We start from the raw sequence: 13206 nt of genomic DNA, 5'->3' as shown, positions 1-13206 counted from the left end.
ACGGTTCAGGCGCGCTTGTAGACGGGGGGCCGCTTCTCCGCGAAGGCGCGGGCGCCTTCCTTGGCGTCGGCGGTGTCGAAGACCGGCCAGCCACGGGCGAGTTCGGCGGCGAGCCCGTCGGTCTCGGTCATCTCTGCGGTCTCGTACACCGAGGCCTTGACGGCCTCCACGGCGAGCGGCCCGCAGGCGTTGATCCGCGCGGCGATCTCCAGGGCCTTTTCGAGGGCGGTGCCGTCGGGCACGACATGGCCGATCAGGCCGATGGCGGCGGCCTCCGGGGCGCTGTACGGGCGCCCGGTGAGCAGCATCTCCAGGGCGTGGGTGCGCGGGATCTGGCGCTGCAGCCGGACGGTGGAGCCGCCGATCGGGAACAGGCCGCGCCTGACCTCGAACAGGCCGAACGTCGCGGACTCGCCCGCGACCCTGATGTCGGTCCCCTGGAGGATCTCGGTGCCGCCGGCGACGCAGTGGCCCTCGACGGCGGCGATCACCGGTTTGCGGGGGCGGTGATGGCGCAGCATGGCCTTCCAGTGCAGGTCGCGGTCGGCCTTGAGCCGGTCCCGGTACTGCTCCCCCGCCATGCCGTTCCCGGCCAGCGCCTTCAGATCCATGCCGGCGCAGAAGGCGCCGCCGGCCCCGGTGAGGACGACGGAGCGGACGTCGTCGTCCTCGTCGGCCTCGACCCAACCGTCGTACAGGCCGACGAGCATCGGGAGCGAGAGCGCGTTCCTGGCGTCGGGCCGGTTGAGCGTGAGCACCAGTGTGGCGCCTTCGCGCCGGACGGTGAGGTGTTCGGTCCCACCCATGGGCCATCTCCCCTCGGTAAGAACGAGAACAGGTTGCAGGAGCCGGGAAGGCACTTCAAGGGTTTTCTGACAGACAGTCAGATTTATTGACGCGGGCCCTTCCCAGTTGCCACGCCCTTTGCTCTGATGACCGACGAACCGACGGATGCGCCTTTCTTCGTCCGGCTGCCGGGGTCAGGAGGAGCGGTGGAGTACAACCTTGCCGATCTGTTCGAGTCGGTCGTCGACGTGGTTCCGGACCGCGAGGCGCTCGTGTACCTCGACCACCCCGGCACGGGTGCCGAGCGCCGCCTGACCTACGCCGAACTGGACGCGGCCGCCAACCGCGTCGCGCATCACCTGATCGACAGCGGCATCCGCCCCGGGGAGCACCTGGGGCTGCACCTGTACAACGGCGTGGAGTACCTGCAGACGGTGCTGGGCTGCCTGAAGGCACGGGTCGTCCCGGTCAATGTCAACTACCGGTATGTCGAAGAGGAGTTGGTGTACCTCTACCGGGACGCCGACCTGGTCGCGCTGGTCTACGACGCCGAGTTCGAGGAGCGGGTGGCGGGGGCGCTGCCGCGCGCGCCGAAGCTGCGGCATCCGCTGCGGGTGGGTACGGCGCCGGCGGCCCGGGTACCCGGGGCGGTGCCCTTCACCGACGCGGAGGCGGCCGCCTCACCCGGGCGGGGCTTCGCGGCGCGCTCCGGCGACGACCAGTTCATCGTCTACACGGGCGGTACGACGGGGATGCCCAAGGGCGTGATGTGGCGCCAGGAGGACCTGTTCTTCGCCGGGCTGGGCGGCGGGGCGCCGACGGGTGAGCCGGTGAAGGCCCCGCAGGAGCTGGCCGAGCGGGTGGCCGCGGGCGGCTCGGGGATCACCTTCTTCCCCACTCCCCCGCTGATGCACGGCACCTCGACCCTCACCGCCTTCATCGGCTTCGGCTTCGGCCAGCGTGTCGTGCTGCACCGCAAGTTCGTCCCGGAGGAGGTGCTGCGCACGATCGAGCGGGAGCGGGTCACCAGCGTGTCCCTGGTCGGCGACGCGATGCTCCGGCCGCTGATCGACGCGCTGAGCGGGCCGATGAAGGGCACGGACTGCTCGGCCCTGTTCAGCGTCTCCTCGTCGGGCGCGATCATGTCGGAGACGGTGCGCCGGCAGTTCCGGGACCTGGTACCGAACGCCGTGCTGCTGAACAACTTCGGCTCCTCGGAGTCCGGGTTCAACGGCACCGCGACGGACGACTCCGGACCCGAGCGCGGCTTCCGCATCCGGGTCAACTCCCGCACCCTGGTGGTGGATCCTGCGACGCACGAGCCGGTCGCCGTCGGCGAGATCGGCCGGGTCGCCCAGTGCGGCCATGTGCCGCTCGGCTACTACAACGACCCCGCGAAGACGGCCGAGACCTTCTTCGAGAAGGGCGGGCGGCGCTGGGTGCTGCTCGGCGACATGGCGACGGTCGACGAGGACGGTGTGGTCACCGTCCTCGGCCGGGGCTCGCAGTGCATCAACACCGGGGGCGAGAAGGTGTACCCGGAGGAGGTCGAGCAGGCGCTCAAGGCCCATCCGGACGTGTACGACGCACTGGTCGCCGGGGTTCCGGACGCCACCTGGGGCAACCACGTGGCGGCCGTGGTGCAGCTGCGCGCGGGAGCGCCGCGCCCCTCGCTGGCCGACATCCAGGGCCACTGCCGCACCCGGCTGGCCGGCTACAAGGTCCCCCGCCAGCTGGTCATCGCGGAGTCCATCCAGCGCTCGCCCAGCGGCAAGGCGGACTACCGGTGGGCCCGGGAGGTGGCGGTGGCGGCCGATCACCGGTAGGCGGTCGGGGCCGTTCACCGGCAGGTGGTCGGGGCCGTTCACCGGCAGGTGGTCGGGCCGATCACCGGCGGGCGGTGGCGGTCGCTCACCGGCGGTCGAGGAACTCCTCCAGCACCGCGAGGAACTCCTCGGGGCGGGTCTCGTGCACCAGGTGCCCGGCGTCGACGGTGACCAACCGGGCGTCCGGAATCAGCTCCGCGAGCCGGGCGACCTGGTCCTGCGGGACGAGGCTGGTGGGGCCACCCGCGATGACCAGCGTGGGCATGGTGATCCGGCCCATGTGGTCCCACCACACAGGATCGGGCGCGTTGCGCTGCTCGTCGGCGGTCAGCACCATCGCCCAGTCGAACGGCAGCTCCCCCTCGGGCCGTTCGGCGCGCGGCCGGGGCGGGTCGAGCGGCACGGGCGCGCACACGTCCTCCAGGACCAGGCGCCGTACGGCCTCGGGGTGACGCTGGGCCAGCAGGTAGGCGACGAGACCGCCGAGCGAGTGGCCCACGACGTCGGCGCCGTCCGGGCCGAGCGCGGCGAGCAGGGCATGGACGTCCTCGCACATCGTCTCGGCCGCGTACTCGCCCGGCCAGTCACTGCGGCCGTGGCCGCGCAGGTCCGGGGCGTACACCCGGCGCGGGCGCGGGGGTGCCGCGAGCCGTTCGGCGACCCGGGTCCAGTCCGCGCCGTCGGCGCCCCGGCAGTGCAGCAGCAGGACGGGCGGGGCGTCGGCCGGGCCCCAGGCGCGGTAGGCCAGGGTGATGCCGTTCGCCTCGACGGTGTGCGGCGCCGTGACGTCCGTGCCGTGCGCGCCGTCCGGGCCGCGCGCTCCCGGGCCGCTCACTCCGCCGACGGCACGGTCGTGTCCGCGGGGGCGCCGAGGAAGGCGAGCACGCGGCCGGCGAAGCGCTCCGGATCGTCCAGCCAGGGGTAGTGACCGGCGCCGGGCTGCACGGCGACCTCACCCCGTGGGAAGGCGTCGGCGGTGCGGCGGGCGAGGTCGGGGCGGGGGCCGCCGTCGAGTTCGCCCGCGAGGACGAGGACCGGTGCGGAAAGGGCGGCGAGGGCGGTGCGGGTCGCGTCCGGCGTGAAGGCGCCCTCGCCGAAGTAGGCGTCACCGGCCTCCTCGTTGGTCTGCGACAACTCGGCGTCCGTGTGCGTCCGGGCAGCGGCGTCCCAACGGCCGAAGAAGAAGGGCAGGAACACGTCGTCGAACTCCGCCTCACCGGCCAGCCAGGCCCGGAAGGCGGGGAACGCCTCGGCGAACCAGGGCTCGTCCGCGCGCAGTCGGGCCGCCGCCAGCCGGTCCTCGGGGGTGGCCCGCATGCCCAGCGCCGAGGGATTGGGAGTGATCAGCACCAGCCGTCGTATCCGGTGCGGGTGACGGGCCGCGTAGAGCATCGCCAGGGCGGCGCCGGCCGAGTGCGCGAGCAGATCCATGTGCTCCAGCCCCATGTGTGCCCGCCACACCTCCACGTCCTCCACCATCCGGTCGCACCGGTACGTCGCCGGGTCCGCCGGCACCGCGGAGTCACCGGTGCCCCGCAGGTCGAGCAGGGCCAGCCGGCGGTGCGCGGTCAGGCCGCCGAGGTCCCCGAGATAGGCGGAGGCCCGCATGGGGCCGCCGGGCAGGACGACGAGCGGGTCCCCGTCACCCCGCAGGTGATAGGCGAGCCGGGTGCCATCGGCCATGGTGAAGTGCGGCATGCGCCTGATCGTCTCAGTCTTCGGGACGACTCGACCAGCCATTTTCGTCTCGTACGAAAAATCTCCGCAGCCCTCTTGCCTGGAACCGCACGGCCTGAATTACTGGCCCCGAACACATCGACCGAATGATCGGTCGTCCGGAATGTGAGGCTGACGAGGGAGACGTCCCGATGGCGGATGCGACGGACCTGCTCGACGCGGGCGAGCGGCTCGGGCCCGAGGAGCTGCGGGCGCTGCAGCTGGAGCGGCTGCGCGCCTCGCTGCGGCACGCGTACGACCACGTGCCGTTCTACCGGGAGTCCTTCGACAAGGCCGACGTCCGCCCGGAGGACTGCCGCTCCCTCGCCGATCTCGCCCACTTCCCCTTCACGACCAAGGCCGACCTGCGGGCGAACTACCCGTACGGCATGTTCGCCGTACCCCGGGAGAGGATCCGCAGGCTGCACGCCTCCAGCGGGACGACGGGACGCCCCACGGTGGTCGGCTACACGGACAACGACCTCTCCCTGTGGGCCGACATGGTGGCCCGGTCGATCCGGGCGGCCGGCGGGCGCCCCGGGGACGTCGTGCACGTGGCCTACGGATACGGCCTGTTCACCGGCGGCCTGGGCGCGCACTACGGTGCCGAGCGCCTCGGCTGTACGGTCGTCCCGGCGTCCGGCGGCATGACGGCCCGGCAGGTGCAGCTGATCCAGGACCTGGAGCCCGGCGTCATCATGGTGACCCCCTCCTACATGCTCACGCTGCTCGACGAGTTCGAGCGGCAGGGCGTCGACCCGCGGGGCACCTCGCTGCGCGTCGGCGTGTTCGGGGCCGAGCCGTGGACCGAGCAGATGCGGCGCGAGATCGAGGAGCGGTTCGGGATCGACGCCGTCGACATCTACGGGCTGTCCGAGGTGATCGGCCCCGGTGTGGCGCAGGAGTGCGTGGAGACCAAGGACGGCCTGACCGTGTGGGAGGACCACTTCTACCCGGAGGTGGTCGACCCGATCACCGGCGAGGTGCTGCCGGAGGGCGAGCGGGGCGAGCTGGTGTTCACTTCGCTGACCAAGGAGGCCATGCCGATCGTCCGCTACCGCACCCGCGACCTGACCCGGCTGCTGCCCGGCACGGCCAGGGTCTTCCGGCGGATGGAGAAGATCACCGGGCGCAGCGACGACATGGTGATCCTGCGCGGGGTCAATCTGTTCCCGACCCAGATCGAGGAGATCGTGCTGCGCACTCCCGGTGTGGCACCGCACTTCCAGCTCCGGCTGACCCGGGAGGGCCGGCTGGACCGGCTGACCGTCCGGGCCGAGGCCCGCCCCGGCGCGACTCCCGACGCCCGGGAGGCGGCGGCCCGGTCCATCGTGGCGGCCGTCAAGGACGGCGTCGGCGTCTCGGTCGACGTGGAGATCGTCGAGCCGGAGTCGCTGGAGCGCTCGGTGGGCAAGATCCGGCGGATCGTGGACCTGCGGCCCCGGGTCGCCGGCTAGGGCCTTTCCTTCAGATGTGCGTGCCGGACCCCGCGACCCCGGCACGATCCGAAGGAGGGGGCCTGTCGGTCCGGGAGACGCAGCTCACACGCGTCCGTGTCACAGGGGGCCGGGCCGTCCCGTCTCAGGGGTGTATCCACGGACCACCACGGAGGAGCACACCATGGACGCGCGACTGGACTACTTCGCGAGCCCGACCGCGGGCAAGGCCCTCAAGCACTTCATGTCGGCGGGCAGGGCGCTCAAGGACTCGCCGCTGCCGGCCACGACGCAGGAGCTGGTGGCGCTGCGCGTGAGCCAGATCAACGGCTGCGCCGTCTGCGTCGACATGCACACCAAGGAGGCCGCCGCCGCCGGCGAGACCCCGGTGCGGCTGAACCTGGTCTCGGCGTGGCGGGAGGCCACGGTGTTCACCGAGGCCGAGCGGGCCGCGCTGGCACTGGCGGAGGAAGGGACCCGGGTCGCGGACGCGGCCGGCGGCGTCGGCGACGCGGTGTGGGCGCACGCAGCCGCGCACTACGACGAGGAACAGCTCACCGCCCTGGTGATCCTGGTCTCCTTCATGAACTCGGTGAACCGGCTGAACGTCATCACCCGGCAGCCGGCCGGCGCCTACGAACCCGGACAGTTCCACTGACACAGCCGGGCGGAACGGTGCACGGGAGAGGACGCGGTGTGAGCAAGGCCGAGGAGTTCGAGGAGCTGCGGCCGCTGCTGTTCTCGGTCGCCTACCGGATTCTGGGCAGTGTGGGCGAGGCCGAGGACGCGGTGCAGGAGGCCTGGCTGCGCTTCGACGGCTCGTCGGCCCGGCCGGTGTCGGCCAGGGCCTACCTGTCGGCCACGGTGACCCGGATCTCGATCGACGTGCTGCGCTCCGCGCGCGTGCGGCGCGAGCGGTACGTGGGCCCCTGGTTCCCCGAACCGCTGCTGAGCGATCCGTACGAGGACCCGGCGCGGTCGGTGGAGCTGGCTGACTCGGTGTCGATGGCGGCACTGCTCCTGCTGGAGCGGCTCAGCCCGCTGGAGCGGGCGGTGTTCGTGCTGCGGGAGGTGTTCGCCTTCGGGTTCGACGAGGTCGCCGCGGCGGTGGGGCGTTCCGAGGCGGCGTGCCGGCAGCTGCTGGTGCGGGCGCGGCGGCACATGGAGGCCGGGCGGCCGAGGTTCGCGGCGGACCGGCGGGAACGGCAGGAGCTGGCGACACGGTTCTTCGAGGCGTTGAAGGACGGCGACGTGGACGGACTGCGACAGCTGCTCGCCGCCGATGTCCAGTTGACCGGGGACGGCGGCGGCAACGCCCCGCAGCTGGCCGGAGCCGTCGTGGGCGCACAGAAGGTCGCCCGGCTGCTGGGCACGGTCTTCCCCTGGCTGTTCCGGATCGGTGTGTCCCTGGAGCCGCACGAGGTCAACGGCCAGCCGGGGGCGATCCTCCGCGACCGGGACGGCAGGGTGCTCCACACGCTCGCCCTCGACGTGCTCGACGGGCGGATCCAGGCCGTGCGCACGGTGGTCAACCCCGACAAGCTCGGCCACATCGGCCCGGTCGCCGACGCCTGGGCCGTCGACCGCGAGGTGAGGCAGGCCCGGCGGCGGTGAGCCGGCCCGTCGGGGGTGAGCCGGCCCGTCGCGATGAGCCGGCCCATCGGGATGAGCGGGCCCATCGGGATGAGCCCGCCCGTCGGGATGGGCCCGCCCGTCGGGATGGGCCCGCCCGTCGGGATGAGCCCGCCCGTGGGCGGCCGGACCGACGCCCGGCGGGACCGCGGGAGCCACCGGCCGACCGCCGTCGCATCGACGTACCCCGAAACGTCGTCGGCGGCCTATACTCCCCAGCCATGACGGACAGTGCCCCCACCCCGGACCCGGACCTGGTCAACGCGCTGCGGGCGCTGTCGAACCCGATGCGGCTGCAGATGCTGCGCTGGCTGCGCGAGCCCGGGCGCCACTTCCCCATGGAGGCGGCCATCGCCGACCCCGCCGAGGTGGGTGTGTGCGTGAGCCACATCCAGGCCAAGGCCGGGCTGGCCCAGTCGACCGTGTCGGCCTACATGGCCGAACTCCAGCGGGCCGGGTTGGTCCGGGCGACCCGGGTGGGCAAGTGGACCCACTACAAGCGGGACGAGCAGCGCATCGCCGAACTGGTCACCGAGCTCGGACGGACCCTCTAGAGCCGCACCCGCGCCTCCTCCTCGGCGTGCCACCCTGGCATTCATATCGAAATTCTGCGATATTACGAATCGACGATTCACGCTGTCCACCTCAGCGAGGGAGCACACCGATGGACCTCGGCACGTTCGGGATCTACACCTTCGACTTCGAACACAGGCCGGCCGCGCGGATCCGCGACTCCGTCCAGGAGCTGGAGGAGCTGGGCTGGGGGACGCTCTGGGTGCCCGAGCTGCTCGGGCGGGACGCGTTCACCCACGCCGGGTACCTGCTCTCCTGCACGCGACGGCTGACCGTCGTCAACGGCATCGCCCGGATCTGGTCCCGGGAGGCACGCCGGACGCACGGCGCCGCCCTGCTGCTCGCCGACGCCTACCCGGGCCGGCATGTGCTGGGCCTGGGGTTCGGCGGGGACCCGCGCCCGGGGGTCAAGCCCCTCGCCGCGATGGCCGCGTACCTCGACGAGCTGGACACCCTTCAGACGCCCAACCCCCGCCCGGACCGACCGGTCCGGCGCCTGCTGGCCGCGTACGGCCCGAAGATGCAGCGGCTGGCCCGCGACCGCGCCGACGGCGCCCAGACCTACCACGTGAACACGGCGCACACGGCGCAGGCCCGGGAGATCCTCGGACCGGAGGCCTTCCTGGCCGTCGAGCACGCGGTGCTGTTCGAGAGCGACCCGGTCCGGGCCCGCACCCTGGCGCGCGAGCACCTGCACGGCTATCTCGGGACCCCGTACAACATCGCCAAGTTCCGCCGACTCGGGTACACGGAGGACGACCTCCGCGACGGCGGCAGCGACCGCTTCGTGGACGACCTCGTGTTCTGGGGCGACCCGGACACGGTCGTGCGGAAGCTGCACGGCCACCTGGACGCGGGCGCCGATCACGTGGCCGTGCAGGTGATCGGCGTCGAGCCGGGCGCGTCGGCGCTGCCGCACTGGCGGGTGCTGGCCGACGCGCTGCTGCCGGCGAGGAGCCCGGCTAGCCGCCGAACCGGTCCCGCAGCTCGCGCTTGAGGATCTTGCCGCTGGCGTTGCGCGGCAGCTCCGCCACGAACAGCACCCGTTTGGGCGCCTTGAAGGGCGGGAGCTTCTCCTTGACGTGCGCGACGAGCTGTTCCTCCGTCACCTCGCCGCGCGCGACGACGACCGCCGTGACGGCCTCGATCCACCGCTCGTCGGGCAGTCCGATCACGGCGGCCTCGGCGACGGCCTCATGGCTGTAGAGGACGTCCTCAACCTGGCGCGAAGCGACCAGCACACCACCGGAGTTGATGACGTCCTTCACCCGGTCCACGATGGTGAAGTACCCCTCCGCGTCGCGCACCGCGAGGTCGCCGGAGTGGAACCAGCCGTCCCGGAAGGCCTCGGCGGTCTCCTCGGGCTTGTCCCAGTAGCCCTCGCACAGCTGCGGTGAGCGGTAGACGATCTCGCCCGGGGTGCCGTCCGGAACGTCCTTGCCCTCGTCGTCCACGACCCGGGCGTCCACGAACAGCACGGTACGGCCGCAGGAGCCCAGGCGGCCCTCATGCTCGTCGGGTCCGAGGACGGTGGCCAGCGGGCCGATCTCGCTCTGCCCGAAGCAGTTGAAGAAGGCGAGCCCCGGCAGGCGTTCCCGCAGCCGCCGCAGCACGGGCACCGGCATGATCGAGGCGCCGTAGTAGGCCTTGCGCAGGCCGCCGAGGTCGCGGGTGGCGAAGTCGGGCCGGCCCGCCAGGCCGATCCACACGGTGGGCGGCGCGAAGAGGCTGTCCACGCGGCCCGTCTCGATCAGCTCGAACAGCCGGTCGCCGTCCGGGGCGTCCAGGACGATGTTGGTCGCGCCCACGGCGAGGCAGGGCAGCAGGAAGACGTGCATCTGCGCCGAGTGGTACAGCGGAAGCGCGTGCACCGGCCGGTCCCCGGCGCTCAGGTCGAGGGCGGTGATCGCGCTCAGGTACTCGTGCACCAGCGCGCGATGGGTCATCATCGCGCCCTTGGGCAGGGCGGTGGTCCCGGAGGTGTACAGCAGCTGCACCAGGTCCTCGGTGCGCGGCTCGGGCCCGTCGTACGGCGGTACGTCCGGCAGCCGCGCGAGCAGCGAGTCCTCGGCGTCCCGCAGCGTCAACACCCGTACGCCGTCCGGCACATGGCCGGCCAGGCCGGGGTCGGCGAGCACCAGGGTGCTGCCCGACTGGCCGACCAGGTAGGCCAGGTCGTCACCGGTGAGGTTGTGGTTGACCGGCACGTGCACCAGGCCGGCCCGGGCGCAGGCGAGGAACGCGATCAGGTAGGCGTCGGAGTTGTACCCGTAGGCGGCGACCCGGTCGCCGGGGGCGATGCCCTGCGCGAGCAGCAGGGAGGCCGCGCGGGAGACGGCGTCGTCGAGTTCCTCGTACGTCCATGCCCGCGCGTCGTACTCCAGCGCGATCCGCGCCGGGGTGCGCCGGGCGCTGCGCCGCAGCACCCCGTCGACCGTGCTGCCGTGTCCCTGCGTCATGGCTCATGATCCTGGGTCCGTCGCGGAGGGAGGTCAAGCACCCGCGGGGCGGCAACGGTCCTTCGCCGCAGGCGCCTTCTGCTTCCGCGTGCTTCCGTGCGCCCCTGTGGAGAAACGTTTTTGGACACCGGGCAGCGTTGAACCTGGGCAGGACATGATGCAGTCAACTCCGTGACAGATGCACCGGTTTACGCGTCACGTCGGACAGGAGATACCCATGAGTCGTGCTGTGTCTGAACAGAAGCGAACGTGGACGACAGGTACTGCACCCGGCATATTCCCACTCCTAGGCCACGGTATCGCCTTCTACCGCCGGCCGTTGGCTTTTCTGAATTCTTTGCCCGCGCACGGGGATCTGGTCGAGATACGGCTGGGCCCCCAGCGCGCCTGGATGGTGTGCCACCCGGAGCTGGCGCACGAGGTGCTCATGGATCCGCACACCTTCGACAAGGGCGGCCCGCTGTACGACAGGCTCGGGAAGCTGATGGGGGACGGTCTCGTCACCTGCCGCCAGCCGGCGCACCGGGACAAACGCAGGCTGCTGCAGCCCGCCTTCCGGCCTTCCCACGTCGCCGTTTACACGGACCTGATCACGGAAGAGGCCGACGCGGTGTGCGCGACGTGGCAGGCCGGCCGGACGGTTCCCGTCACCGAGGCGATGATGGGCCTCACGACCCGCGTGATCAGCCGGGTGCTGCTCTCCGACTCACTGGACGACACCACGGCCGCCGAGGTGCGGGACTGTCTCACCGATGTCGTCCGGGGTCTCTTCGTCCGCACGGTCGTACCGATCGACGCCCTGTTCCGCCTGCCCACACCCGCCAACCGCCGCTACCGGCGGGCGCTCGCCCGGCTGCACGCCATCATCGGCACGGTGATCGCGGAGCGCCGCCGGGGCGCCGACCGTGACGACGTGCTGGGCACCCTGCTGGCGGCGACGCGCGGCGACGGCGAAGCGAAGGCGATCACCGGCCAGGAGGTCCACGACCACCTGATCACGCTGCTGCTCACGGGCGCCGAGACGCAGGCACTGAGCCTGGCCGCCGCCTTCAGCCTGCTGGCCCGCCATCCGGAGGCGGAGCGCCGCCTGCACGCCGAGCTCGACTCCGTCCTCGCCGAAGGCCGGCGCCCCGGTCCCGACGACCTGCCGCACCTCGTCTACACCCGGTGCGTCGTCTCCGAGACGCTGCGCCACTCGTCCCCCGGCTGGCTCTTCACCCGCGTCGCCACCAGGGACACGGAACTCGCCGGGTGCCGGCTGCCCGCGGGAGCCGCCGTTCTGTACAGCCCCTACCTCCTGCACCACGACCCCGCGTCGTTCCCCGACCCCGAGCGCTTCGACCCGGACCGCTGGCTGCCGGGCCGGCCCACCGTCGGACAGCGCCGCGCGATGATGCCGTTCTCCGCGGGCGGCCGCAAATGTCTCGGCGACGAGTTCGCCATGGTGGAGGCCGTGCTGGCGCTGGCGACCCTCGCCGGCCGCCGACGGCTGCGCCATCTGCCGGGGTACGTCGAACGGCCACCGCGCCCCGGGATCACGATGGGGCCGCGCGCCCTGGTCATGGCCTGCGAGGCCCGTGCACGAGCAACGGGCGCCCCGCGCCCGTCGGAACCCCGGACGGCAGGAGACCACCATGTCGGCAACGCATGAGGAAGTCACGCTCGGCCCACCGGACGAAACGGCGGTCCTCAGCCTCCGTGACCTGATCGACGCCCACCTCCGCATGCCGTTCCCGCGCCGGCGCAACCCCCACGCGTCCGAGGCCGCGGCCGGGGTCGACGCATGGCTGTGCACGTGGGGTCTGAGCGACGAACCGGGCGTGCCGGAGATGATCGCCCGGACCCGCCCCGCCGAACTCGCGTGCTGCACCAGCCCCACCGTGGATTCCGGTCTCCTCCGGATCGTGGCCCGCCAGATCGCCTACCAGTTCGTCTTCGACGACCTTGCGGAGGACGTCGGCCGGCGCTCCCCGGACGCGCTGCTGCCCATGCTGTGCGAGAGCGTGGAGATCCTGCGTGACGACCGGCCGCCCACCACTCCCCTCGGAGCGGCCCTGGCCGATCTCCAACGGCGGGTCAGGGAGCGGAGCACACCCGCGCAGGCCGCGCGGTGGGCCTGGCAGAGCCGTGAGTACGTGCACGGTCTGCTGTACGAAGCGGTGGCCCAGTCCCCGCGGGTCCTCCTGCGGACCCGGGACTGCACCTCGATACGGTCGCTGACCGCGGGCGTCCAGCCGTTCTACCCCCTGTACGAGGCCGCCCAGCCACGGGAGCTGACCGCCGCCGAGCTCCACCATCCCGGTGTGCGGCGGCTGAGCCGCCTGTCGGCCGACGCCGCGGTGTGGACGGCCGACCTCTTCTCCGCGGTGAAGGAACGGCGCTCCGGCGAAATGATCAATCTGGCCCTGGCCCACCAGCGCGCACACGGATGCTCTCTGCAGACCGCCGTCCTCCTGGCCGTCCAGCAGATCAACCGCACGATCGAGGAGTTCCAGGAGCTCCACGAGGAGCTGGCACCGGAGCTGAGCCCCGCGGGCGCCGGCTACGTGCAGGGCATGATCGGCTGGATCCGCGGGTGCTACGACTGGTCGCGCACGGTGCCTCGCTACGCGGATGCGGCGTCGGTGCCTGCCGTGCCGTAGGCACTCCTGGCGTGCTCCCGGGACAGCGCCACCGGGAGATGCCCATCAGTGGGTCCTACCCCACGGATGGGCATTCTCCCACCTGCGGTCCGTGATTCACCCTTTGGTGCCCAAACCGGGCTGACCCACCGGGACG

At 72.1% G+C, this 13206-nt stretch carries 12 protein-coding genes; 8 read left to right on the top strand and 4 right to left on the bottom strand.

Annotated features, from left to right (window positions below):
- Positions 1–5 precede the first annotated feature (5 nt).
- Entirely contained in the window at positions 6–806 is an 801-nt protein-coding gene (locus AB0N17_RS19020) for a crotonase/enoyl-CoA hydratase family protein (RefSeq protein WP_366012513.1), read from the bottom strand.
- Positions 807–992: 186 nt separating this feature from the next.
- On the opposite strand from AB0N17_RS19020, the gene AB0N17_RS19015 reads away from it, so the two are divergent.
- Positions 993–2612: an acyl-CoA synthetase gene (locus AB0N17_RS19015; RefSeq protein WP_366012512.1), complete on the top strand. Its 1620-nt coding sequence runs from the start codon at positions 993–995 to the stop codon at positions 2610–2612.
- A gap of 85 nt (positions 2613–2697) precedes the next feature.
- Here AB0N17_RS19015 and AB0N17_RS19010 read toward each other — a convergent pair whose 3' ends face one another.
- Both AB0N17_RS19010 and AB0N17_RS19005 read right to left on the bottom strand, forming a co-directional pair.
- Entirely contained in the window at positions 2698–3447 is a 750-nt protein-coding gene (locus AB0N17_RS19010; protein WP_366012511.1) for an alpha/beta hydrolase, read from the bottom strand.
- Positions 3444–4310 (bottom strand): alpha/beta hydrolase, encoded by an 867-nt coding sequence (locus AB0N17_RS19005; RefSeq protein ID WP_366012510.1) that lies wholly within the window; start codon positions 4308–4310, stop codon positions 3444–3446. Before AB0N17_RS19005 ends, AB0N17_RS19010 begins: the two co-directional genes overlap by 4 nt.
- A 170-nt stretch (positions 4311–4480) precedes the next feature.
- Here AB0N17_RS19005 and paaK point away from each other — a divergent pair, with 170 nt between their 5' ends.
- From paaK to AB0N17_RS18980, 5 genes are all read left to right on the top strand, one after another.
- Entirely contained in the window at positions 4481–5785 is a 1305-nt protein-coding gene (gene paaK, locus AB0N17_RS19000; RefSeq protein WP_366012509.1) for a phenylacetate--CoA ligase PaaK, read from the top strand.
- 163 nt (positions 5786–5948) lie between these two features.
- Positions 5949–6422, top strand: a complete 474-nt coding sequence (locus AB0N17_RS18995; protein ID WP_366012508.1) for a carboxymuconolactone decarboxylase family protein — start codon at positions 5949–5951, stop codon at positions 6420–6422.
- A 38-nt stretch (positions 6423–6460) separates the two neighbouring features.
- Positions 6461–7378 (top strand): RNA polymerase sigma-70 factor, encoded by a 918-nt coding sequence (locus AB0N17_RS18990; protein ID WP_366012507.1) that lies wholly within the window; start codon positions 6461–6463, stop codon positions 7376–7378.
- 239 nt (positions 7379–7617) lie between these two features.
- Positions 7618–7950 carry a metalloregulator ArsR/SmtB family transcription factor gene (locus AB0N17_RS18985; protein ID WP_366012506.1) on the top strand — a complete coding sequence of 111 codons (333 nt, stop codon included), beginning with the start codon at positions 7618–7620 and terminating at the stop codon, positions 7948–7950.
- Positions 7951–8060: 110 nt separating this feature from the next.
- Positions 8061–8966 (top strand): TIGR03620 family F420-dependent LLM class oxidoreductase, encoded by a 906-nt coding sequence (locus AB0N17_RS18980; protein ID WP_366012505.1) that lies wholly within the window; start codon positions 8061–8063, stop codon positions 8964–8966.
- On the opposite strand, the gene AB0N17_RS18975 is transcribed toward AB0N17_RS18980, so the two are convergent.
- The gene (locus AB0N17_RS18975; RefSeq protein ID WP_366012504.1) at positions 8932–10428 is read right to left on the bottom strand and encodes an acyl-CoA synthetase; all 1497 of its coding nucleotides are present in this window, start codon (positions 10426–10428) and stop codon (positions 8932–8934) included. The genes AB0N17_RS18980 and AB0N17_RS18975 overlap by 35 nt on opposite strands.
- Before the next feature lie 217 nt (positions 10429–10645).
- Between AB0N17_RS18975 and AB0N17_RS18970 the strand changes: the two genes are divergently transcribed.
- On the top strand, positions 10646–12079 hold the full coding sequence (locus tag AB0N17_RS18970; RefSeq protein WP_366012503.1) for a cytochrome P450: 1434 nt from the start codon (positions 10646–10648) through the stop codon (positions 12077–12079).
- The gene (locus AB0N17_RS18965) at positions 12063–13070 is read left to right on the top strand and encodes a (-)-alpha-amorphene synthase (RefSeq protein WP_366012502.1); all 1008 of its coding nucleotides are present in this window, start codon (positions 12063–12065) and stop codon (positions 13068–13070) included. Before AB0N17_RS18970 ends, AB0N17_RS18965 begins: the two co-directional genes overlap by 17 nt.
- Positions 13071–13206: the final 136 nt, after the last annotated feature.

It is taken from the genome of Streptomyces sp. NPDC051133 (assembly GCF_040682635.1).
Lineage (GTDB): Bacteria > Actinomycetota > Actinomycetes > Streptomycetales > Streptomycetaceae > Streptomyces.
The sequence above is the reverse complement of the archived record's forward strand: the minus strand, read 5'-3'. Positions and strand labels throughout refer to the sequence as shown.